A 23,841-nucleotide genomic window follows, 5' to 3' on the forward strand; every position below is an offset into this window, starting at 1 on the left:
CATCTATCTCTCTTTATCCTTCTTTCATCGACTTATTTTATCACTGTCTTAACGACACCTTTGTAAGCATATTATTACTAACTTATATCAACATTTTACTAAAAAACTTTATCAATCATTTAATTAAAGATGTTTTAGTTGTTTAATAAAATTCAATTTTTTAGATAAGTCAGATCCACTGCTTGAACAAAAATAATGTAATCATCCATAATGTTTAATGGATCAATAGCTAACGGCTGAGTATGCTCAAAAAATAGCGCTATAATTAAACTTTTTAGTGACAAGATTAGTTTGGTAAGGAAATGTTATTGGAGTAACTTTTATCTATGATATTAACAACTCTAAAATGAATTATTGCTTAGAACGCAGACCCAAAATTTTTGGGTCTGAAGATTAAACACTAAATGACGAACCACAACCACAAGTCGTTGTTGCATTAGGATTATCAACCACAAAACGTGAGCCTTGTAATCCTTCTACATAATCAATGGTACCGCCAACTAAGTATTGTAAACTCATAGGATCGATAACCAACGATACCCCATTTTTCTCTATGGCTAAATCATCTTCGTTTACTTTCTCGTCAAAAGTAAACCCATACTGAAATCCACTACATCCTCCACCTGTAATATAAACCCTTAATTTAAGATTTGGGTTTTCTTCTTCGGTGACTAACGCTTTTACTTTATTCGCTGCAGCATCAGTAAAATTAATTGGTAAAGCATTGCCCATTTTATTCTCCTACTGTCTTGATCTGCTTATTATATACTGTGTAAAAAAGAAATTACAAAATGAAAAACTCTATTATTTAAATTTTTGTTTAGTTGCTTGAAATAATTTTGAAACTATGAATAAATACCACCATATTTCTTCAATGAGAATACAACATATGTTTACAAAATCATTAAAATCCGAAATATTCTTTCATCAAGCTTTATCCGTTTTACCTGGTGGCGTAAATTCACCTGTACGGGCTTTTAATGGCGTGGGTGGAATACCCTTATTTATTGAGCGTGCCAATGGTGCTTATATTTATGACGTTGATGAAAAAGCCTATATCGATTATGTAGGCTCATGGGGTCCAATGATCCTTGGACACAATGATCCAGACGTAGCTGACGCAGTCATTCACGCTGTGCGTAATGGACTCAGTTTTGGTGCTCCGACCGAAATTGAAACTAAAGTCGCCAATTTAGTCACTGAACTTATGCCATCGATAGAGATGCTACGCATGGTCAACTCAGGTACTGAAGCAACCATGAGTGCAATACGCGTGGCACGAGGTTTTACCGGGCGTGATAAAATCATTAAATTTGAAGGATGCTATCATGGTCATGCTGATTATCTATTGGTAAAAGCTGGATCAGGTGCTCTTACTTTTGGACATCCGACGTCACCCGGCGTACCTAATGATTTTGTTAAGCATACTTTAGTATGTGATTATAACAACCTTGAATCAGTTAAAAAACAGTTTGAACAATATCCAAATGAAATTGCCGCGATTATTATTGAGCCCGTTGCCGGCAACATGAATTGTATCCCAGCTAAAAAATCGTTTTTACAAGGATTAAGAGCGCTTTGTGATGACTATGGGGCACTGTTAATTATTGATGAAGTGATGACAGGATTTAGGGTAGCAATAGGTGGAGCGCAAGATTATTATGACATTGTCCCCGATTTGACTTGTTTAGGTAAAATCATTGGAGGGGGAATGCCTGTGGGCGCATTTGGTGGTCGTGCAGATATCATGCAACAATTAGCGCCAACCGGACCAATTTATCAAGCTGGTACGCTTTCGGGTAATCCTGTTGCCATGGCAGCCGGATATGCAACCTTAACCAAATTGATGGACTTAGGTATTTATCAAGAATTAGAGGAGAAAACTAAAACGCTAACAAACGGACTTTTATCCGCTGCCAGACAGCATAAAGTTCCTTTTGCGGTCAATCAAGCGGGTGCGATGTTCGGATTTTTCTTTACAAATGCTTCCGAAGTAAGCAGTTATCAAGATGTAATGAATTGTGATATTGAATTATTCAAAAAATTCTATCATCATATGCTCACTGAAGGTGTTTACTTTGCACCGTCAGCTTTTGAAGCAGGTTTCATGTCACTTATGCACACAGATAAAGAAATCAATCATACTATTGATGCAGCAAGTCGTTTTTTTAGTAAGATAAGTTAAATTGATGACACAAAGTTTTTGATACCATTAGCGATTAAAATATTAAACTATTAACATAGGTAATTAATTTATGGTTAATCCACTTAAAGAAGGTGAAAAAGCACCTCAATTTTCGTTGCCTGACCAAGATGGAGAGCTAATAAGCTCTAAAGACTTTAAAGGTCAACGTATGTTGATCTATTTCTATCCCAAAGCCATGACACCTGGCTGTACAGTTCAAGCTTGTAATTTACGGGATTGTGCTGATGACCTCAAAAAATACAATGTGGTAATCATTGGCATTAGTACAGATAAGCCAGAAAAGCTATCAAGATTTTCAGAAAAAGAATTATTAAACTTTACGTTGCTTTCTGATGAAAAGCATGAATTATGTGAAGCTTTTGGCACATGGGGTGAAAAAGAGTTTATGGGAAAAACCTATGACGGCATTCACCGTATTAGTTTCTTAATTGGGACTGATGGAAAAATCGAAAAAGTCTTTGACGATTTCAAAACCAGTAATCACCATGAAGTGGTTTTAGATTACCTCAAAAACCACTCAAAATAGACATCTTAAAAGCAGATTAACCTAATCTGCTTTTACTTTATCAAAACTATTAATCTCATCCGGATTTGGCCAAGCATTAATAATTGCTTTGACTAAAGTGGCAAGTGGGATAGCAAAAAATATTCCCCAAAATCCCCATAATCCACCAAATACAATCACCGCTAAAATAATTACTAATGGATGAAGATTCAATTTCTCGGAAAAAAGACAAGGAACTAACAAATTACCGTCTAAAGCCTGAATAAGCACATAAAAGAAAATCAAATACCCAAATTCTGGACTGATGCCCCATTGGAATAGAGCAATAAGAATAACCGGAATACTTGAAATAATAATCCCAATATAAGGAATCAACACCGAAAGCCCTACAATTACCGCCAATAATAATCCATAATCTAAACCAAAAAACCAAAATGGAATATACACGCTAATACCAAGAATAAGAATATGCAAAACATTGCCTACAATATAGTTAGCAATTTGCGTATCCATTTCAGCGGCGACTTTATTTAACACTCCTCGATTTTTAGGCAGAATACGAGAACAATATCCCCATATTTTTGCTTTATCTTTCAAAAAGAAAAACATCATAATAGGGACTAGCACGGCATTAATTGCAACTGAAACAAGACCAAACAGGGAAACAATAGAGAATTGTAATAACGAATTTCCGGTTTGCACGACTCTGCTAGTAATGCCTTGAATAATAGAATCAAATAATCCAACATCAATCAGTTCGGGGTAGTGTTCCGGCAGTGATGTCAAAAACTTATTAGCAAAATTGAGCATGTTTGGAATATTGGTTATCAAACTAATACTTTGTTGCCAAACTAAAGGTACCAGAATCATAAAACATGCTAAAACAACAAGAAGAAAAATGAGTAATACAATGATAACCGCAAAAGTGCGTGGAATGCCCTTTCGATACAAAAAATTGACTGGGGTATCAAGCAAATAGGAAAGCACGATTGCAATGAAAACAGGTAAAAGAATTTTATTAAAAAAATAAATAATTAAAAACAGGAAGACTAAAACCACTATCAACGATACCACATGCGGATCACTGAATCGTCTTTTATACCATTCCACAAACAATTTAAACATTGCAAACACTCCTATTTTGCTGTTTATATTAGATTAAGTTTCAATACGATAAATTATAAGCCCAATGCATTTATCGTTTAAATCCACCTAAAATACCACGAGTAATGCGTCGACCGATTTCATTGGCTACTTGTCGCGTTGCGCTTCGAGCAACTTTTTGCGCAAAGCCATCTTGTTGACCACATCTTGGGCCTTTATGACCAAAAAACAGCGAACTTAGCATATCTAACCAACCACCACTACTGGATTTTTCAGCTGGTTCTGTTGAATTATCATCATCAGCTGATTGAACGTTAGCTGAATTATCCAATGAAAAACCTGCTTTTATTTTCTCATAAGCGGATTGCCGATCGACAGTTTTAGCATATTTATCATAAAATAGCGATTGTTTAATAATCTCAGGAATTTTTTCAGGTGTAATTGGGCCAATTTTAGAATTTGGTGCAATAACAAAACCACGCTCGACCATATTAGGACGCCCTTTCTCATCTAAAAAAGAAATTAAGGCTTCGCCGACAGCTAATTCCATAATCACTTTTTCGGTATCTAAATTGGGATTAGCTCGCATAGTTTGAGCCGCGGCTTTTACTGCTTTTTGATCTTTAGGCGTAAATGCCCTAAGCGCATGTTGGACACGATTGCCAAGCTGACCAAGAACGGTATCGGGAATATCGGTAGGATTTTGAGTAACAAAATAGATACCAACGCCTTTAGAGCGAATCAGTCTGACTACCTGCTCAATTTTCTGTAATAAAGCGGGGGTAATATCATTAAATAGTAAATGCGCTTCATCAAAAAAGAAGACTAATTTAGGTTTATCAGGATCACCAATTTCAGGCATATGTTCAAACAGTTCTGACAGCAACCACAACAAAAAAACAGAATACAATTTAGGTGAGTTATATAATTTATCTGCAGCTAAAATATTAATCATACCGTGACCGTTGGCATCGGTTTTCATTAAATCTTGAATATCAAGCATAGGTTCACCTAAAAAATATTCTGCCCCTTCTTGATCAAGCGATAATAAACTGCGTTGTATGGCACCAATCGATGATAAAGAAATATTGCCGTATTCAGACGTAAATTTTTTTGCATTATCACCAATTAACTGCACTAAGGCTCGTAAATCTTTAAAATCCAGTAATAAAAGATTATTGTCATCGGCAATTTTAAATACCAGTTGTAATACATCTGATTGAATATCATTAAGATTTAATAATCGTGCTAATAAAATTGGACCAATATCCGAAACGGTACTTCGCACCGGAATCCCTTTTTCTGCAAACACATCCCACAATTCAATGGGTGAGGCTTCAGGTTGCCAATCAGTTACCCCAATGCTTGTTAGGCGTGCTTTAAGTTTATCTGTTAAAATCCCTTTCTCACCCAAACCGGTCAAATCCCCTTTAACATCAGCCAAAAATACCGGTACACCAATATGAGAAAAACTCTCTGCCATTTTTTGAAGCGTCACTGTTTTACCGGTACCTGTTGCACCAGAAATGAGACCATGACGATTGGCTAATGCGCTGATAATAGATAAATCCTTGCCATTGCTTTTGGCTATAACGATAGATTCACTCATACATTAAATCCTCATTAAATTGCTATTAAAACAATCAGTAATATTGTAAGCTAAGAATGCAATATCGACGATTTAACCATTCATTAGCCAACATAAGGAGCCACTATGTTTCCAGAATATCGAGAATTAATTTCAAAATTAAAAAATACAGATTTACGATTTCAAAAATTATTTGATCAACATAATGCTTTGGATCAAAAAATTAAAAATATTGAGTCAGGTATCGAAATCGACACATCCGAAACTATCGAAAACTTAAAAAAACAGAAACTTAAACTTAAAGATGAAATACACACAATCTTAAAAAATCAGGCATAAATACGGGATAAAAAACATCAATAGCGTATTAGTCAATCTTTATTCAAAAAATTAGTGTTGTGAAAACAATGTTGATGTAGGTGCTTTTATCAAAAGCAATAAATATAAATAAACCCCAAACAAGGGGTTTATGATGATAACAGATAAAACAAAAACTAAAAAAATTTAATAATAAAACGAATTTTTACTTGTTTAATTGTTCTTTTGTCGTTCTTTTTTTACGATTTTTAATCAATACAATAATATTTTTATGTGGAGTTTTCATATTTTAATTTCCTCTTTTTGTTATAGTTATCACACCACGAAAATGTATGGAATTTTTAAAGAGTGACTAGCAATATCCTTATCAGGTATTTTGTATAAAATACTCGCCATCTCCAATAATGGTAGTTACTTTAGCATAAATTAACGGTATTACCAATTATTTTGGTTATTTAGTAAGCGACTTCCATATCGCCTACTTGCGCTAACAATAAATTTAGAACCATTGCCCAAAACGTTTTATATAAATTCGTTTCATTAACTGCGCAACAAAACAATAAGATAGTAGTGTGGCAATTAACCATGGGAAATATGACCAAGGTAAAGGTGCAAGACCAATCAAACTTCCTATTGGTGAAAATGGAATATAAATACCTACGATCATTATCAATAATGTCATCACAATGACCGGAAACGCTGCTGTACTTTGAACAAATGGAATTTTTTGTGTTCTTAACATATGCACAACTAAAGTTTGTGAAAGTAACCCTTCAATAAACCAACCAGAATGGAATAATGATTGTACTTCGACACTATTTGCACTGAACACAAACCACATTAACGCATAGGTAGTAATATCAAAAATAGAAGATGTTGGTCCAATCCAAATCATAAATCGTTTGATATTTTGCGCATCCCATTTACGAGGCTTTTGTAAAAACTCATCATCCATTTTATCCCAAGGTAATGATAATTGTGAAATATCATACAATAAATTTTGGATCAACAAATGAATTGCTAGCATAGGTAAAAAAGGTAAAAATGCACTGGCAACTAACACCGAAAAAATATTACCAAAGTTTGAACTGGCAGTCATATTCAAATACTTCATAATATTACCGAATGTTTCTCGACCGCAAATTACCCCTTCTTCCAACACCATTAAACTCTTTTCAAGCAAAATGATATCCGCTGATTCTTTCGCAATGTCGGTTGCCGTATCCACCGATATACCAACATCGGCGTCACGTAATGCAGGTGCATCATTGATACCATCGCCTAAAAAGCCCACTGTATGACCATTTTCTTGTAATAAACGGATGATTCGTGATTTTTGTAAAGGTGTTAATTTAGCAAAAATAGTACGTTGCTCAATTTGTTCTTTGAGTTCATCATCATCCATTTTTTCAATTTCGGTACCCAGTAAGGGAGTTCCTGGCTCTAGACCCACTTCACGACACACTTTTATGGTAATAATTTCATTATCACCAGTTAAAACTTTTACCCCTACACCATGTTCATTTAATGCAGAAATGGCTTCGTATGCGCTCTCTTTTGGCGGATCTAAAAACGTTAAGAACCCTCGAATTGCAAGGTCAGTCTCATCTTGGACACTGTATTGCGTTTTTGTTTGTGAAGCAGAAATATTTTTTAATCCCACCGCTAAAACTCGGAAACCTTCTTTATTGTAGTTATGAGCAAGTTCGATTAACTCTTGTTTGCGTTTTTCATCTAATGGCAAATATTCACCGTCTTGATAAACATAACGAGAAATAGACAGCATCTCTTCAACGGCACCTTTGCAAATCATCAAATGATCATCATTACCATTTTGCACCACAACCGATAAACGACGACGAACAAAATCAAATGGCAATTCATCAATCTTTTTATAAAGTCCAACCCCGACTTTTTTAACACTGGTTTTCTCTTCAGTGAAACGGATAATGGCTTTATCCATTAGGTTTTTCATACCACTTTGATAATAGCTGTTTAACCAAGCGAGTTCTAATACAGCTGGGTCAACTTGACCATAACTATCAAGATGATGTTCAAGGATAATTTTATCTTGTGTCAATGTACCGGTTTTGTCGGTACATAAAATATCCATTGCACCAAAATTTTGAATCGCATTAAGACGTTTCACAACAACCTTACGCTTTGCCATTCCAACCGCACCTTTAGCCAGGTTAGCACTGACAATCATCGGCAACATTTCAGGCGTTAATCCAACCGCTACTGCCAAAGCAAACAAAGCCGCATCGCCCCAATCTCCTTTTGAAATACCATTTATCACAAAAACAATTGGCACCATAATAAGCATAAAACGGATCAGTAACCAACTAACACTATTCACACCTCGATCGAATGACGTTTCAGCACGGGAACCAACAATGGATTTAGCTAATGATCCAAAATGCGTGTCTGCACCTGTGGCAACCACAATTGCCTTAGCTGTTCCACTTACCACATTCGTCCCCATAAAACAGACGTTATTCACATCAAGAACATTATCTTTATCAATATCCGATGCATTAATTTCATCGGTTGTCTTTTGTGAAACGGCGCCTAAAGTGTCATATTTTTCAACAGGTATAGACTCACCTGTCAGTACCGCTTGGCTAACAAAAAGATCCCGTGATTCAATTAAGCGGATATCCGCAGGAATCATATCCCCTGCCGATAAAAAGACAATATCACCAGGCACAATCTCGCTTAACGGAATTTCAAAATGTTCAGGATTCATATCCTTATGCGGACGTCTTAATACCGTTGCCGTTGTTCGAATCATCGATTTGAGCGCTTCAGCGGCTTTATTAGATCGAAACTCTTGCCAAAAACGCAATAAACCACTTAATGAAACCATGGTTAAAATGATAATAATACTAGTTAGATCGGTTTCTTCCCCCTTTTGTAAAGGTAACCAGAAATCCGTGACAAAACTAACCACCGCTAAAATAAGTAACACAAAAATAAATGGATTATTAAACGCCATTAATAGTTGCATAAATACTGAAGGGACTTTTTCTCGGGCTACTTCGTTTTTGCCATACTCTTCTAATCTTGATTTTGCATTTTCTTGCGTTAAACCGGACAAGCTCGATTGAAATTTAGATAAAATGCTATCTAAGCTATGTTGAGCTTCATGAATTGCTTTAATATCTGAGCTTGTTTGTGAATGAATTTTTGTAGTGTTTTTGGTCATCTTATGTACCTATATTCATAATTTTTTAGACAAAAATATGCCTACTCACTGTTAAAAAATAACAATAAGCAAAGTAACTAATTGAATAGCTAAGACTTTAATGCAACAGCATGACCGCACTCAAAGCGATGGCTGAGCAAAAAATAATTTAGCGAGATAATTTAATTAAGAATTAGATACAACTCGGTGGTTCTAAATGTTTTTCTGAAAAAAGTAATGAACACAACATTAAGATGTGCGCACCATGATGTTTTGAATTTGTGTGATAGCGTGTAAAAAATTGCATATCGTTCACCGTTACCGTTCGATCAATTTCGGCGCGTGAACTGAAAAAATGATTATTTAGACAGGTTCATTAACCGATAATGATTTGTGTTTGAATACATCTCCCCATATATGGGGTGACCCGATTGAGCGTCCATAGTTCTCCTATAAAATTGAACTCAACACTTTGTATTTCAACTTTTCTTAACCCTCATTTTTAACCACCTAATAGTTAAAAAAGTAAGAAAAGCTCAAAGGCGGGCAATTTATACGCCTTTAGCCAAAATAAGTCAACCAATAATCCTTTAAAAAGGTCATAACAGCTTAAAAACAGCACTTATCGCCCCAACAAATGCTTTTTTGTATATAAATAATACACACAAAACTTAATATCATTTACAATAACTAATACTGTTCAACGCAAGGAAAACGAAAGTGGAACTCATAACATTACTCGACACTAATTGGTTAAATTTCGTGATCATTTTCGCACTTTCATTTTTATGGTTTTTCAATCGAAAAAGATCACCCAATCAATACCTCGATAATATCATTATATATGCTGATATTTTAGAAAAGACACCTAAGCCAAAATACCAAAAGGATTACTTGAATAATATTAAAAGTAAACTTTTTTGGGACAAGGTCTGTTTTTATCAAACCGGTGACATGAATAAAGAAAGAATCGCAATTTCGTTAATTAATGCTGACATTAAAAACATCATCAATTTATTACAATTAAATTCACTAACCCAATACTTTTGTATCAGACAAAATAAAATAACAGCAGTCAATCCTTTTTTAGTTAAAGAAGTCATTCTATTATGTGTTGGGTTCATTCTCGCTTTTATTATGGTGATATCGAATCTTGATACCGTTTTTAGATCAAATTCAATGATTAATATAATCATTGCCGCGATAACCATTTTTATTATCTTACTGATTGCAACTCAGTTCGCCATAGCGCCTTTAAAAAGGCTTAATACCTATCGATTGATTTTGAAAGACGACACTTTTTTAAAGCGTGCTAATGACCAACTAGTTCGCATTATTCAAGAAAGTAATAATAGTAATCCTAGTTTTGAAAAATCCATAATGAGTAAAGAAGAATCGCATCAATCATAACCCAATTTCGAAGGCTTTATCTGCTGTGGTAATAAATAAGGCGACAAATCTGGGCTTTACGTCGCCTTAATAGTTATATGGGAACTAAGCACGTATATTTAAACGGGCATTTTTAAGCTGCTCTACAAGTTCAAGCAATGATTGATTTAACTGATTCATGAATTGTTGGTAAGAAAATGCCTTTTTACTGATTTCATCTAATTGTCGTTCCCAATGCGCAGTCATATCGGGGATAGACATAATATCCGGTAACGATAAAATTAACTTACGTCCAACTGGAGTAGCACGAATTGTTTTGCCTTGTCGAGTTAAAAATTGACGTTTAAATAACAGTTCTATTATTCCTGCTCGGGTTGCTTCTGTGCCTAAACCATCGGTTTCCCGTAATATTTTTTTAATCTCTGGATCTTTAACAAATCTTGCAATACCTGTCATTGCGGAAAGTAAAGTTGCATCATTAAAAGGTTTAGGGGGTTGTGTTTCTTTACTGATAAGTTCAGCATCAATACACTGCACTGCCTCCCCTTTTTTCACTAATTTAGTTAACAATCCATTACTCTCTGCATCCGCTTCGGATTGATCAGCTTGTAAAGTTTTCGTTCCAAACAACGCTTTCCAGCCTGCTTCAAGCATTTGCGTTGCTCTAGCAATAAATTTTCCACCTTGAATATCAACATCAATTTGTAATTCAGCGTATTTATATACAGGATAAAATTGTGCTAAATATTGGGTTGCAATCACCTGATAAACTAATTTTTCATTATCCGTTAAATTGTCCATTTTAGCCTTGCGCTGTGTTGGAATGATGGCATGGTGCGCTTCAACTTTTTTATCGTTCCAAGCTTTTGTCCGCAAACTAAAATCAGCGTTTTCAATAGCAGGCTGTAAATCCGGGCAATTATTTTCCATTGCTAATTTTACACTGATTATTTGGTTAAGATGCTCTTCGGGTAAAAAACGACAATCGGATCTCGGGTAGGTGATCAGTTTATGCTTTTCATATAGTGACTGGCAAATATCAAGCACATCTTGTGCACTTAATCCATTTTTTTTAGCCATCTCAATTTGAAGAGCGGATAAATTAAATGGCATAGGCGGTGCAACTTCTTTCTTTTTGTTACTGACCTTTTCAATAATACCGGTTTGATCTTTAATTCTTTGACAAACATTTTCGGCTAATGCTTTGACTAAAACTCGCCCTTCTTCATCTTGATAAGGAGCACAAGCTTCACTAGGTTGCCACTTGGCCTTAAATATTTCATTATGCTGGGTTTCTAGTACAGCAAAAACTTCATAAAACGGTTTGGGAACAAACTTTTCAATATCTAAATCACGCCTTACCACTAAACCAAGAATAGGCGTTTGTACCCGTCCAATGGATAACACTCCTCGATACCCGCCTCGTTGCCCCACCAGCGTACAAAGACGACTCATATTAATACCATACAACCAATCAGCACGGGCTCTTGCAAGCGCTGACGTAGAGAGCGGAATAAAATCTTGATTACTGCGTAATTGTTCAAGCGATTTTTCAACTGCACTGGCATTTAAATCACTAATCAAGCAACGCTTAATTGTTTTGCGTTTATCGGGCGTGAGTTGACAATAATTCAAAACTTCATCGACTAATAATTGCCCTTCTCGATCTGGATCGCCTGCATGCACAATCTGATCGGCAGATTTAATCAATTCGACTAAAATATCAAATTGGCTTTTTGTACTCCCTTTTGGCATCAAAATCCATTTTTCCGGAACAATAGGTAGATCATCAATCACCCATTTTTTAAAGCGATCATCATACACTTCTGGGGTGGCTTGTTCTAAAAGATGTCCGATACACCAACTCACAATATCGCCATTAGCGGCTTTGATAAAACCCGTTCCTTTTTGATGTGGTTTAGGCAAAACATCGGCAATAGCCCTTGCTAGACTGGGCTTTTCAGCAATAAACAGACGATAAGTTTGATTAGATTGCATAATTATTAGTCTTAATCATAAATTTGAAACAAAATAAGTTTGATAGGATGATTTAACGCTAAAATTTAAATGATTTAACATCTTCAAAGACAATGCCTTGTCAGCATCCCTGCAAGTCAGAATGCGACAATAAAAACAAATTAAAATAAGTTTGTCTAAACACATCAAACCTTGTTCTTTTCGACTTTTTTGCTTTGTCGTGTACCATTCAATCTTAAAACCAGTGTGATAGGCCAAATACGGTAAGGCTCCATAAATTATCATATTATCCTTTAAAATTTCCAATCCTGCTGAGTCTGTTATTAATGCTCATTAAGGTTGAAAATTGTTACATAAGTCTTAACGCCATTCAAGCGCAATAATTTGCAGATAATCATTCTCAACAATAAACACAAAAATAACCTAATTTTTACAATGCATTAAAAGAACGGGATTAAGCTTAGTCAGCTTAAGTAATCCTAATACCCTAAAGAGGGCAGTTATTATTTATAATCTTATCACAAGACTAAAATCAACTAAGATTGAAAGCACAACACTTATCACTTTGCCAATACCTCGTCAACAATGCATGTTAAAGCTTTTAAAATATCATTTAATTGATTAATTATGTTACAAAATTCAGCTTTATCATGTTTTAGTTGTCGTGATTTTAAAACGGGTTTTTACCACCACTTTTTGAACTTAAGCCAAATGGCAGAAACAATAGAAATAACAATAAGAATCAAGATTAACCCAACAAAAGACCAAGGATGCTCACTAAACGGAATACCGGCAAGATTGACACCAAGTAAACTGGTTATAAACGTGATTGGTGTAAATATAATGGTAAATAGTGACATTAAATAGATTCGTTTATTGGTCGATTCTGCCAAAAAGCTATTAATTTGCTCCATAATCGAGGCAAGACGCAATAAGCAACTATCGATATCTGACACATAGTGGCTTTGTTGATTAGAAATATCATGTAGACGTTGGCGATCGTTATCATCAATCCAAGAAATCCTTTCGGTTGAAATTTTAACAAAAATATCCCGTTGCGGAGATAATAATCGACGAAGAATGATCAACTGTTTACGTACTCGACCAATTTCTTTATGTGAAAGAATTCGCTGATTTAATACTAAGTCTTCAAGTTTAACAATTTTGTTATGTACACTATCAAACGATAAATTGACTTGATCACTAATGAGTTCGGATACTTGAATTAACCAATCAGCAACATCAACAGGCCCTATTCCTTTTTCTAAATTATCTTTTAATTGGAAAATCGCATCAATTTGTTGATGTCGGGTCGAAACAATTAGATTATCGGTAATATAAAAACGGAAGGTTACAATCGGATCGGGTAATTCATTTGGCGTATAATTGACACCTTTTAATACGACTAAAATACCCGTATCAAAACGAATTTCTTTCGATATTTGGTTGGGTTTAATTAACTCATTTTTCACTAAATCCGGAATCAATTTTGTCTGATTAATCCACTTAATCGTTTCTGATTTAGCAAAATCCAGATGGATCCAACATGGCTTTTGCACCGTCGCTTGGCAATCATTACTTAAAGGATTGGCTTTACCTTTACCATCAAATTGACAACTAAAAACAGGTTTTGCTGATATAAGATCTGAAACAGGAACGGAATTTTCACTATTTTCATTCGTCATTATAAGCCCCATTTGTTAAGTTTTCTTAATTATATACTGAAATTGCTTAAAAATGGAGCGATTGATTAACTTAATTTATCAAAATTAAGGCATTAAATAGAGTTGCGGAACCAAAGCATTACTAGGGTGCGGAATAATACCTAATTCAACCCCATACCAATGATTAATATTTTCAACAGTTAATACTTCAGCAGGTACACCTTGCTTAACGATTTTTCCCTGACTAAGAAGCAACACTTTATCCGCATACAAGGCAGCCAAATTAAGATCATGTAACACACAACATACTGCCAGTTGCTGTTCTTTAGCGAGTTGTTTTAATAATCGCAATGTATGTTGCTGATGATACAGATCTAATGCTGAAGTGGGTTCATCTAAAAAAAGTAGCTTTTCAGTTGGCTCCTCTTGCCACAATTGGGCTAAAACGCGAGCCAATTGTACACGTTGCTGTTCTCCGCCTGACAAGCTACGGTAATCTCGGTTGGCCAACTTCAAGCAATCAGTTTGTTGCATAGTTTCGTGAATGGCTTGCTCGCAATGAAGTTTACCGTAAGGTGCTCGCCCCATTGCCACCACTTCTTTTACCGTAAAAGGAAACGTCATCTGGCTATGCTGTAACATCACCGTTCTCACTTTAGCTAATTGCTTAGCAGACCACTGTGTCATCGCTTTATCAAAAAGATAAATATCGCCAGATGATGGTGTCTGATAACCCGTTAAAAGCCGTAATAAAGTTGATTTACCTGCACCATTGGGACCAATAATAATGGCAATCTCGCCAGCTTGAATATCTAAAGACACATCATCGATTAAACACCGAGTACCACAATAAAAAGTTAAGTTTTTTGCTGTCAACATCGTCAAATTATACCCGTTATTTGTGCCTTAAAATGAGCCAAAGAAAATAAGGTCCACCAATTAAACTTGTCAATAACCCTACCGGTATTTCAGTCGGTGCAACAACCGTTCTTGCCAGCGTATCGGCAGAGAGTAATAAACAGCCACCTGCCAATGCCGATGCAGGTAATAACACGCTATGATTAGCCCCAATACGTAATCGAATCATATGAGGAACCACCAAACCAACAAAAGCAATAATGCCACTTACTGCAACCGATGTACCGATTAAAATGGCACTAAACACCAACAAATATTGCTTCAAACGAATAACATTAATACCTAAATAGTGCGCATCTTCATCCCCCAATTGCAATATATTGAGCTGATGAGAAAGAACCAAAATGGCTAACAAAGCAGGGATAATTAACGAAGTAGCAACTAACACTAATTCCCACGATCCTTTACCCAAATGCCCCATTGACCAAAGTGATATTTGTCTTAATTGTGCTTCATCACTAATATAACTTAGGCATCCCATTACTGCTCCGATAATGGCATTGATTGCTACACCCAACAACACCATTTTGGCCAAATTACACTCGGCATGAAGACTATAAAGATAGATCAGAAAACAGATGAATAAACTACCCAAAAAAGCAGCCAACATTTTTCCATACAGCATCATAATTGGTGGAAAGATAGTCGGAAATAAAACTGACAAACCAACCAACAAACCAGCGCCACTGCTGATACCCAACAAACCTGAATCCGCTAAAGGATTACGAAATAATCCTTGCATGACAGCGCCTGAAGTTGCTAATGCCATACCAACAATCACTGCTAATAAAATACGAGGTAAACGTATATTCAACCAAATATTCATCAATGGATCATCAAATGATAATGACAATAACTGAGAAACCGGAAATGTTAAAGCACCCGTATTAGCTGATAAAACCATCAAAACCAACAGCACGATAAACAGTCCCCATAACAATGAACGATGACTATAACGTTGCACTCACTATCCTCACTAAAAATATGGATTTAATTACATTCATGCTATTTTAATGTTCAAATTTAAGATTCGGATCAATAACAGTATAAGCTTTATTATCAAGTTGCTGATGCGCTATTTTATCAATAATGACTTTCGCTAAATCGATACGATGAATCAGTCCATGTACCTCTTGCTGAAAATAGCATTTTGCATTACCTGTTAGTTCCCCATTTTGTAATCCACCCGGTCTTAATATAAGGTATTTTAGCGTGCTAGTTTGTAACCAAACTTCCGCTAACGATTTTTCACGTACCACATGTCCAAACGCTTGTTTAGCTCGTAAAGATAATGTTGACCATGTATCACCACAACCTAAGGATGTGACTAACACCATCTGCCTTATATTGGCTTGTTCAGCACAATCAATAATAATACGTTGTGCCAGATAATTTCCGGTTTCCCCACCCAGTGTTGAAATAATTGTGGCGTCAGGTCCGGCTAATGCACAAAGCTGGCTAACCATAGATGAGTCGGTCGCATCACCGACATGACACTCAATACCTTGCTCACTTAACTGCTTGGCAAAAGTTTCGTCTCGTACCAATGCAATACAACGCCAACTTGGTTGGCACTGTTTAACTAACTGACAAATCTGATAACCCGTACCCAATTTTGGACTGACACCAAAAACTAATATTGTTTTCATGCTATTATCATCTCAACATTAGTTAATTTTATTTGCTAATGCTCTAAATTTTTCTAATTGATCCTGTTTTAACTGATGTTTTTCATCACGACCCACAAAAATTTTAAACATTGATTGTCCCATATGATTAAGAAAGATCATCGAAGCTGTCGACATTTTCATAAATTTACGTTCAATAAAAGCAATATATTGACAATGTTCAGCTTTAATATGACCACTTAATCCTTTTTGATGACGTAGATTGAAATATTTTTGACTATGCGAACCTGGCGGTAATTCACCTGAAATTTCAGCAATGACATCACCGGTATGGATCAAAAATAACACATCGCCCCAAGTTGTCACTTCATCCCAAATCATATCAAAATAAGAACCATCAACAATTTTCGCATCTGGTAAGGCTTGAATAACTTGCGTCAAAGTCACTTGATGATCTTGAGCAATTTTTTCTAATAACTCCTCGGGATTGGTTTGCATATAAGTTGAAAGATTACTGAGATGAGTTTGCTTATCTACCATGTTAATATCCTTTAATGATGTGAAATAGGTTGATTATTTTTCTTTTCAGAATGTGCACCAGGCATAGCAGGATGACCTTTCATTGCTTGCTTAGCCTTTGCCATTTTATGCTGTAATTCAATATGTTCGGGGTTGTTCAGTTGTAATAACAACTGCTGCAAAGCTTGTAAAATATTGCTTGACCAAAAACGACCAGATAATGTCAGTCGTAAACAATGATCCTCATCTTGAAGTAAACCAACTTGATGCCACTGTTTAATTAAAGGATCAAATAAATGACTATGCTCGGTCAATTTAGTCAAATCCACTCGACCTTTCTCAATGCCTGCTTGTAATTGATGTAACCAATCCCCTAATAAGGATTTATCTGTTAACATCATTAGGGGTTTTTTGCCCTGATCAAGTTGCATATAATACTGGTTTAAGTTACGATGAAGCATATACGAATGCGTATCTAATTTACCACCAGCACACGATCCAAAACCAAAAAAATGCGAACCTTGCTTAATCAAAAAGTTGTACAAGTTACGTTCACGACTTGTTTTAGCCCAATGCGCATTGGTCAAATGAACCCACCCCTGTTTAGCTAAAAACTCAGCACCTTGATGATAAAAATGACATTTGTCACTTACTGACGGCAACGCTATACGGTTATTTTCTACCCCTTTTGCTAACGGTGTGGTAGGTAGTAAATTTAGTGAATAAAGATCAACACCATCTAACGGAAGATCATTGACGATTTCAAGATCACGTTGCCAAGTTTCAATAGTTTGATTAGGTAAACCAAACATCAAATCGCAGACTAATGCCACACTATCACGTGAAGCAATACGCTCAAAATTTTTGATAATTTCTTGTTCTGTTGATTGACGACCTAACTTCTGTCTGATTGTCGTATTGAAGGTTTGTATGCCAATTGAAAATCGATTAGCACCCGCCTCAATATAGCTATCCACTTTTTCATCATCAAAATCCGAAATACGCCCTTCTACCGTAATTTCGCAATCGGGTGCTAAAGGCGCATATTGCTTAAGATAACGGATAACGCGTGCTAATTGCCCGGCAGCTAAAGCTGAAGGCGTACCACCGCCAAAATAAATGGCATGAATGGGGGCGGATTGCATGGCTTGATTATTAATTTCCAATGAAATTTCTTTCAATAAATAATCGATATAAGTACTTGTATCAAATTTACGCAAGGGATTTTGATAAAAGCCACAAAATTGACAATGAATGTCACAAAAAGGAATATGAATATAAATAAGACGCTTTCGACCACGCAAATCAGCATTTTGAATTTCTTGCCATTTTTGTTCAATTTCGTGTGGGGCAACGGGTAAACTTGCCTGTAAGGGCATAACCGCCCAGCGATCCTTAAAAGGAAGTGCTGAATTTAACGCATAAAAAGGACTAACATCTAAAGATTTCATAACTGCCATTCTGATTAAATATTCTGTAAAGATTAAATAATAATTATTATCATTTATCAATATATTTTATTTAATTTTTTATTAACCATTTGATACTTTGATAGATATTTTTATTTTTTCAATGACTGATGAGATTCTTTTACTACCAATTTGAATCTCCTTTTTTCAATTTTTTGCCATTTTTAACAAAATAATCACTTATAACATTCATTGTTCTTACTTTATTTCCCCTTAGTTTTAAAGCGAATATCCAACTAAAACGTAAAAATATCACCATATCACTATTGATAATAGTTCTCATTTTCAATATAGTGTAATGCAACTGTATTTTAGCTATAGGAATTATGTAATGATTAAAAAAATATATACAAGCCTGAGTGTTATTTTACTTATGCTTACATTATCAGGTTTAATAAATATCAGTTCAGCTAACCAAAGAATTGTCATTGCTGGGGGATCGTTAACAGAGATTGTTTATGCTTTGGGAGAAGGTCAACAAGTGGTCGGTGTTGATAAAACCAGTACGTATCCGGCAACAACTCAACATCTACCCCAAATTGGATATTGGAAACTGCTCAACATAGAAGGTATATTATCGCTTAAACCAACGCTATTTATTGCCTTTAATGATATTGAACCCGACAACGTTTTAACACAAATGCATCAAGCCAAAGTTGACGTATTGGCATTACCACGTGTCCCCGGCACGGTTGAATTACTTTATCAAAACATTGACAAAATTGCTCAAAAACTTAACAAGCAACATGAAGGTAATCAATTAATTACAAAAATAAAAACCCATCTTTCCAAGCTACAAGACAAGATTAAAACGCATCCCCAAAAAACCAAAGTATTATTCATGATGACAATGGGAGGAAGTAATGCCATTGCCGGTAAAAATACCACCGCTGACGCCTTAATCACCATTGCAGGTGGTGAAAATCTAGCGACGCATAACAGCTATAAAAATTACAGCGCCGAATCGCTAATTGCGATGAATCCTGATGTTATTTTATTAAACAGCCATTCCATACAACAATTAGGGGGTATGGATAAATTACAAACGATATCTGGCATAACCGAAACATCGGCTTACAAAAATAATCGAATTAAAACCATTGATGACAGTTATCTTTTTGGCATTGGGCCACGAGTGGATGAAGTTGCTACCCAGCTTTATCAAATTTTTTACCCAGAATAATCAATTGAAAGTACTTTAGATTATTCAGCATTAAAGGCATTTAACAGTAACGATAAAACAATCAAGCATCACGAAAACTGTTTTTAACGAATGATAAAAATCATTTAATTTAGATTAGTAAGATTGAAGGTTAAACATGTTATATATTAAGAATTTAAAAAAAACGGGCACACTAGCTTTAGGCTTAACATTCGTTATGCCTGCCATAGCAACTGACAAACATGATGATGAAAAAATCAACGACATCATGACAGTAACGGCACACGAATCAATCAAACAACCGGGTATCAATACTGAAATTTCCGAACAGGATATTCGACGAGACGGCGGGACTAATTTTGGCACGCTTATGCGCTACCAACCATTGATTTCAGCATCGGGCAACATATCGGGTTCTGGCAGTGGTAAAAGTAGTTGGGACAGAGGAGGCTTTACAGGTTACAACATTCGAGGATTAGATGCTAATCGCGTTTCTATCGATATTGACGGAATGCCACTGCCTATTGCACAAGGACGCGTCAATTCTGTCGGGCGAGCGGGTTTTGGCTCGTATGGAATAGGACGCGATTACATCGATACCTATATGTATAACAAAGTCGATATTCAATCTGGCGCAACTTCGGTAAGTAATGCCAATAATGCACTTGGTGGATCAGTGTCGTTTCAAACTAAAACTGCTAGCTATTACCTCTACCCCGGAAAAACCAGCTATTTTGGATTCCAAAATAATTATGACAGCACCGACAGAAGCTATCATCAAGGTATCACATTAGCAGGCGGTGATGATGAACTAAACGGAATTATCGTATTAAGTCGTCGTGATGGGCAGCAAGGAAGAAATTACGGAGACTCAATTAATAACTATCCAGAAAACAACCATTCAAATTCAATCCTTGCTGGTTTCAGTTGGCAAATGACCGATGAGCATCAGCTTAATACGACCATTGATTACAATAACAAAACCAAAAATTCGCATTATGATACATGGGACAAAAATGGTAAAAAAATTGAATCGCATGATAAGCAACGAAGTAAAAACAACCGCTTCAATTTGGCGATTAAAGATCACTGGACACCAACCAATATTAATTGGATAGATAGCCTTACCACACAATTAAATTATCAACGTACTAACGTTTATGATAGCACCAATCTAAATCACACTACTAACGGTAAATACAATATTCAAACCAATTATAATACTAAAGCCTATAATTTTATTACCACTTTGCTTAAACAATATAATAATCAAAAAATAAGTGCAGGTTTAAATGGAAAATGGAGTGAAGACGAATCGCCATTTTATACTTCAGCCAAACCAAGATATGGAAAGATTTTCCCTGACGGAGATTACACTAAACCCCAAGCTGACAGCCGTACTTATCAACTTGGTGGATTTATTGAAGATCGAATCGCCTTCAATATTAATGATCATCAAAACTATTACTTAGTACCCGGCATTCGAGCAATTTATCAAAAAACAAAGCCACGTCATTTAGAAAATATGGCTGTCACCATTGCAGATGCATCTAAACTAAGTCAACAATATAAAAGTAACAGTGATTTCCAGCTATTACCTTCACTCGCTTTGATGTACGACATCAATCCTAATTTTACAGCTTACCTACAATATAAACGCAGCGCACAAATGCCAAACCAAAATCAACTTTATGGTTCTTATTTAGCGCATAGCACCATGTATGTACTGGTTGGTGACTCTAATCTCAAAACCGAAACAAGCGACAATTTTGAATTAGGTGTTAAAGGTCATCCCATGACAGGAATAACCTTATCCACCGCAGCTTTCTATAATAAATACAAAAATTTTATCGCTTACACACGCTATAAAAAAGATTTTGTCGGAACGGGTAATCGACTGGTTTATCAAGCCGAAAACCGTGATAAAGCGTACATCTATGGTGCCGAATTAAGCAGCGAATTTAATTTTGGCTCATGGTTCAACCAAGCTAATGGCTTAACAGCTAAATTTGCAATTGGTTACAACCAAGGTAAATCAAAATCGAGCTATTTAGGTGATAAATACATTGAAATGGACTCTATTGCCCCACTCAAAAGTACCATTGGTTTAGCATGGGATGATCCAAATAAATTTTATGGTATTGCAATTAATGCAACTTTCCAAAAAGGCAAAAAAACCACCCCAACTTCACGGGAATCCTATAACAATGATGGTAAACCCATTCCTGATTCAAAAGAAGAATATTTTAGAATCGCAGGACATGGAGTCATTGACTTAACCAGCTATGTTAACATCACTAAAAACGTCAAGTTAAGTGGTGGTATTTATAATCTTACTGACCAAAAATACTGGGATTATTTAAGTAATAACAAGTTATATCGTAAATCCGATCGTAAATACCTCGACCTATTTACTGCACCAGGTCGAACATTCCAACTCGGCTTAGATATCGATTTTTAAAACAGCCTTGTTACTAAATAACATTGACAACTAACCCGCTTGTGCGGGTTTTTTTGTTAAAAAATGATTAATATAATTTAAAACTATATTAAACTTAAAAAAACAACAAATTAAATTGAACACTTATTAAATATATTTGATAATACTGCGCTTAATAAAGATTAATTATCCTATCGTTAATGGCTACTCAACAGACAACTATTAATAAAGTACAATTAATCAAATAATTATTTAAAAATAACTCAATTTTTCATGAATAAATAATCATCATAAAAAATATTACATGTAATATTTACATGTAATATTTTTATGATAATATTGTTCACATTAAACACTAACAAAATCTTAACTAATTTTTATGAAAAAAATGAAAGAGACAAAAAGCTCGGCTTTTTATCAGCAGCAGTATCGACAACGTCTGCGTGATCAGGGCTTAATCAAAAAAGAAGTTTGGATTTTGCCAGAAAATACTTCAAGGTTACTCGACATTGAAAAGCAATTTCGACAACCTTTGGTAATAAACAACCAGCGTTTTAATGATAAACAGGAATATAACGAAATGAAAAATAATAAAGTTTGGTTAATTACAGATCTTTATGATGAATTAAACAATTCTGAATTAGTTAAACAAGGTTCTGCAAGTATCGAAATCATTGATGGTGTTGATGCTTGTTTGCATATTATCATGCATGAATATGGTGACTTACCACTATTTTTAAGTGTATCAAATCAACAAATTATTGTTGAAGCGCTACTTTGGCCTGTTAATATAATTAAACAACAATCCCAATTTAACGAAGAAATTTTATGTACTCGTAAACTTTTCCCATTATCAACCATTGCGATTGAAAAAACGGGAGATGGCTCAGTTAACTATATTATGTATGGTGCGCTTAGTGCGACATCGATACTAAGTAATGTCATTTATGAATTAGAAACCTTATCCGATAATGTGATCAAAGCGACCGAAGCTTACGAACATTACTTTAATATTTAACTACAGAATAAATATCAACAATAAGGAGATTAAACAATGACCATTTTCAAAAAACTGATTACGGCACTACGAGGCGGTATCAACGAAGCCGGTGAATCCATTATCGATACCCAAGCTTTGCGCATATTGGATCAAGAAATCCGAGACGCCGATGCAGAACTCAAACAAGCGAAAGAGTCGCTAGCTAACGTTCTTGCTCAACAAAAAATAGCGGAAAAAGAAGCAAAAAGAGTTAAAACTCAAATTACTGAATACGAAGGCTACGCAGTAAAAGCATTAGATTCAAATAATGAAGAACTTGCATTAGAAATTGCTGAAAAATTAGTGACACTTGAAAACGAACATGATAACTACCAAAAACAAGTGACCTATTTTTCTGACAGTGTAAAAAACTTGCGTCAAACCATTTCACAAACTGAAATTAACATTCGCAATTTAAAACAACAAGTTGATATTGTCAAAGCGACCGAAAGCGTGCAAAAAGCTCAAACTGCGATTGCTCAACGTTATGGAAGTTCGACCGCTAAATTACAAACGGCGTTAGATTCTTTAGAACGTATCAAAAAACGTCAGGAAAAAAATGCTGCCATTATTGAAGCAAAAAATGAACTGGCAACAGCAGAAAATGAAAGTTCACTTGATAACAAACTCGAAGCAGCAGGAATTAAAACAGGCAATCAAAGCGCGATGGCAATTTTAGCCAGATTAAAAGAAAAACAAACAAACAAACTAAAATAGTTATTTATTTT

General features: G+C 35.3%; 19 protein-coding genes and 1 pseudogene. 8 read left to right on the plus strand and 12 right to left on the minus strand.

Annotation, left to right across the window (positions count from 1 at the left end):
- Positions 1–393: 393 nt before the first annotated feature.
- Positions 394–732 carry an iron-sulfur cluster insertion protein ErpA gene (gene erpA, locus J3U35_RS03415; protein WP_065558211.1) on the minus strand — a complete coding sequence of 113 codons (339 nt, stop codon included), beginning with the start codon at positions 730–732 and terminating at the stop codon, positions 394–396.
- A 157-nt stretch (positions 733–889) separates the two neighbouring features.
- Here erpA and hemL point away from each other — a divergent pair, with 157 nt between their 5' ends.
- The gene (hemL, locus tag J3U35_RS03420) at positions 890–2,185 is read left to right on the plus strand and encodes a glutamate-1-semialdehyde 2,1-aminomutase (RefSeq protein WP_267359584.1); all 1,296 of its coding nucleotides are present in this window, start codon (positions 890–892) and stop codon (positions 2,183–2,185) included.
- A gap of 70 nt (positions 2,186–2,255) precedes the next feature.
- On the plus strand, positions 2,256–2,732 hold the full coding sequence (bcp, locus tag J3U35_RS03425) for a thioredoxin-dependent thiol peroxidase (protein ID WP_267359586.1): 477 nt from the start codon (positions 2,256–2,258) through the stop codon (positions 2,730–2,732).
- Positions 2,733–2,753: 21 nt separating this feature from the next.
- Here bcp and J3U35_RS03430 read toward each other — a convergent pair whose 3' ends face one another.
- On the minus strand, positions 2,754–3,836 hold the full coding sequence (locus tag J3U35_RS03430) for an AI-2E family transporter (protein WP_267350769.1): 1,083 nt from the start codon (positions 3,834–3,836) through the stop codon (positions 2,754–2,756).
- 70 nt (positions 3,837–3,906) lie between these two features.
- A complete protein-coding gene (locus tag J3U35_RS03435; protein ID WP_267359588.1) occupies positions 3,907–5,424 on the minus strand; it encodes a helicase HerA-like C-terminal domain-containing protein in 1,518 nt (505 codons plus the stop codon).
- Positions 5,425–5,529: 105 nt separating this feature from the next.
- On the opposite strand from J3U35_RS03435, the gene J3U35_RS03440 reads away from it, so the two are divergent.
- Positions 5,530–5,742, plus strand: coding sequence for a YdcH family protein (locus tag J3U35_RS03440; protein ID WP_065558206.1), 213 nt, complete (start codon positions 5,530–5,532; stop codon positions 5,740–5,742).
- Positions 5,743–6,220: 478 nt separating this feature from the next.
- On the opposite strand, the gene mgtA is transcribed toward J3U35_RS03440, so the two are convergent.
- Entirely contained in the window at positions 6,221–8,929 is a 2,709-nt protein-coding gene (mgtA, locus tag J3U35_RS03445) for a magnesium-translocating P-type ATPase (RefSeq protein WP_267350767.1), read from the minus strand.
- Between the two features lie 699 nt (positions 8,930–9,628).
- On the opposite strand from mgtA, the gene J3U35_RS03450 reads away from it, so the two are divergent.
- On the plus strand, positions 9,629–10,318 hold the full coding sequence (locus J3U35_RS03450) for a hypothetical protein (RefSeq protein WP_267359590.1): 690 nt from the start codon (positions 9,629–9,631) through the stop codon (positions 10,316–10,318).
- 84 nt (positions 10,319–10,402) lie between these two features.
- Here the strand turns inward: J3U35_RS03450 and J3U35_RS03455 are convergent, their stop codons facing one another.
- The 8 genes and pseudogenes from J3U35_RS03455 to hutW all read right to left on the minus strand — a co-directional run.
- Positions 10,403–12,295, minus strand: a complete 1,893-nt coding sequence (locus J3U35_RS03455) for a DNA topoisomerase III (protein ID WP_267359592.1) — start codon at positions 12,293–12,295, stop codon at positions 10,403–10,405.
- A 15-nt stretch (positions 12,296–12,310) separates the two neighbouring features.
- A complete protein-coding gene (locus J3U35_RS11545; protein ID WP_411596574.1) occupies positions 12,311–12,580 on the minus strand; it encodes a GNAT family N-acetyltransferase in 270 nt (89 codons plus the stop codon).
- Between the two features lie 377 nt (positions 12,581–12,957).
- The gene (gene zntB / locus J3U35_RS03460) at positions 12,958–13,959 is read right to left on the minus strand and encodes a zinc transporter ZntB (protein WP_065558201.1); all 1,002 of its coding nucleotides are present in this window, start codon (positions 13,957–13,959) and stop codon (positions 12,958–12,960) included.
- A gap of 84 nt (positions 13,960–14,043) precedes the next feature.
- Positions 14,044–14,817: a heme ABC transporter ATP-binding protein gene (locus J3U35_RS03465; protein WP_267359594.1), complete on the minus strand. Its 774-nt coding sequence runs from the start codon at positions 14,815–14,817 to the stop codon at positions 14,044–14,046.
- 16 nt (positions 14,818–14,833) lie between these two features.
- The gene (locus J3U35_RS03470; protein WP_411589888.1) at positions 14,834–15,760 is read right to left on the minus strand and encodes a FecCD family ABC transporter permease; all 927 of its coding nucleotides are present in this window, start codon (positions 15,758–15,760) and stop codon (positions 14,834–14,836) included.
- A 106-nt stretch (positions 15,761–15,866) separates the two neighbouring features.
- Positions 15,867–16,505, minus strand: coding sequence for an NAD(P)H-binding protein (locus J3U35_RS03475; protein ID WP_267359596.1), 639 nt, complete (start codon positions 16,503–16,505; stop codon positions 15,867–15,869).
- Between the two features lie 18 nt (positions 16,506–16,523).
- Positions 16,524–17,024 carry a heme utilization cystosolic carrier protein HutX gene (hutX, locus tag J3U35_RS03480; protein WP_065558198.1) on the minus strand — a complete coding sequence of 167 codons (501 nt, stop codon included), beginning with the start codon at positions 17,022–17,024 and terminating at the stop codon, positions 16,524–16,526.
- 125 nt (positions 17,025–17,149) lie between these two features.
- Positions 17,150–18,463 (minus strand): annotated as a pseudogene (hutW, locus tag J3U35_RS03485) (heme anaerobic degradation radical SAM methyltransferase ChuW/HutW); the annotation flags it as partial.
- A 340-nt stretch (positions 18,464–18,803) separates the two neighbouring features.
- On the opposite strand from hutW, the gene J3U35_RS03490 reads away from it, so the two are divergent.
- The 4 genes from J3U35_RS03490 (at position 18,804) to J3U35_RS03505 (ending at position 23,830) form a co-directional block, all read left to right on the plus strand.
- Entirely contained in the window at positions 18,804–19,655 is an 852-nt protein-coding gene (locus tag J3U35_RS03490; protein ID WP_267359600.1) for a heme/hemin ABC transporter substrate-binding protein, read from the plus strand.
- 136 nt (positions 19,656–19,791) lie between these two features.
- Positions 19,792–22,095, plus strand: coding sequence for a TonB-dependent receptor domain-containing protein (locus J3U35_RS03495; protein WP_267359602.1), 2,304 nt, complete (start codon positions 19,792–19,794; stop codon positions 22,093–22,095).
- Positions 22,096–22,462: 367 nt separating this feature from the next.
- Complete coding sequence (locus tag J3U35_RS03500; RefSeq protein ID WP_267359604.1) at positions 22,463–23,092, plus strand: YjfI family protein; 630 nt, start codon at positions 22,463–22,465, stop codon at positions 23,090–23,092.
- A 36-nt stretch (positions 23,093–23,128) separates the two neighbouring features.
- Entirely contained in the window at positions 23,129–23,830 is a 702-nt protein-coding gene (locus J3U35_RS03505) for a PspA/IM30 family protein (protein ID WP_267359606.1), read from the plus strand.
- Positions 23,831–23,841 lie beyond the last annotated feature (11 nt).

The organism is Gilliamella sp. B2717 (genome assembly GCF_026536675.1).
GTDB lineage: Bacteria > Pseudomonadota > Gammaproteobacteria > Enterobacterales > Orbaceae > Gilliamella > Gilliamella apicola_I.

What these genes read in the sequence shown, in the direction of transcription:
- J3U35_RS03475 (WP_267359596.1), bottom strand. Translation starts at nt 16,505, where the DNA reads ATGAAAACAATATTAGTTTTTGGTGTCAGTCCAAAATTGGGTACGGGT.
- J3U35_RS03435 (WP_267359588.1), bottom strand. Translation starts at nt 5,424, where the DNA reads ATGAGTGAATCTATCGTTATAGCCAAAAGCAATGGCAAGGATTTATCT.
- J3U35_RS03490 (WP_267359600.1), top strand. Translation starts at nt 18,804, where the DNA reads ATGATTAAAAAAATATATACAAGCCTGAGTGTTATTTTACTTATGCTT.
- J3U35_RS03505 (WP_267359606.1), top strand. Translation starts at nt 23,129, where the DNA reads ATGACCATTTTCAAAAAACTGATTACGGCACTACGAGGCGGTATCAAC.
- J3U35_RS03465 (WP_267359594.1), bottom strand. Translation starts at nt 14,817, where the DNA reads ATGTTGACAGCAAAAAACTTAACTTTTTATTGTGGTACTCGGTGTTTA.
- J3U35_RS03470 (WP_411589888.1), bottom strand. Translation starts at nt 15,760, where the DNA reads ATGGTTTTATCAGCTAATACGGGTGCTTTAACATTTCCGGTTTCTCAG.
- J3U35_RS03500 (WP_267359604.1), top strand. Translation starts at nt 22,463, where the DNA reads ATGAAAGAGACAAAAAGCTCGGCTTTTTATCAGCAGCAGTATCGACAA.
- hemL (WP_267359584.1), top strand. Translation starts at nt 890, where the DNA reads ATGTTTACAAAATCATTAAAATCCGAAATATTCTTTCATCAAGCTTTA.
- J3U35_RS03455 (WP_267359592.1), bottom strand. Translation starts at nt 12,295, where the DNA reads ATGCAATCTAATCAAACTTATCGTCTGTTTATTGCTGAAAAGCCCAGT.
- mgtA (WP_267350767.1), bottom strand. Translation starts at nt 8,929, where the DNA reads ATGACCAAAAACACTACAAAAATTCATTCACAAACAAGCTCAGATATT.
- J3U35_RS03440 (WP_065558206.1), top strand. Translation starts at nt 5,530, where the DNA reads ATGTTTCCAGAATATCGAGAATTAATTTCAAAATTAAAAAATACAGAT.
- J3U35_RS03495 (WP_267359602.1), top strand. Translation starts at nt 19,792, where the DNA reads ATGTTATATATTAAGAATTTAAAAAAAACGGGCACACTAGCTTTAGGC.
- zntB (WP_065558201.1), bottom strand. Translation starts at nt 13,959, where the DNA reads ATGACGAATGAAAATAGTGAAAATTCCGTTCCTGTTTCAGATCTTATA.
- hutX (WP_065558198.1), bottom strand. Translation starts at nt 17,024, where the DNA reads ATGGTAGATAAGCAAACTCATCTCAGTAATCTTTCAACTTATATGCAA.
- J3U35_RS03430 (WP_267350769.1), bottom strand. Translation starts at nt 3,836, where the DNA reads ATGTTTAAATTGTTTGTGGAATGGTATAAAAGACGATTCAGTGATCCG.
- erpA (WP_065558211.1), bottom strand. Translation starts at nt 732, where the DNA reads ATGGGCAATGCTTTACCAATTAATTTTACTGATGCTGCAGCGAATAAA.
- bcp (WP_267359586.1), top strand. Translation starts at nt 2,256, where the DNA reads ATGGTTAATCCACTTAAAGAAGGTGAAAAAGCACCTCAATTTTCGTTG.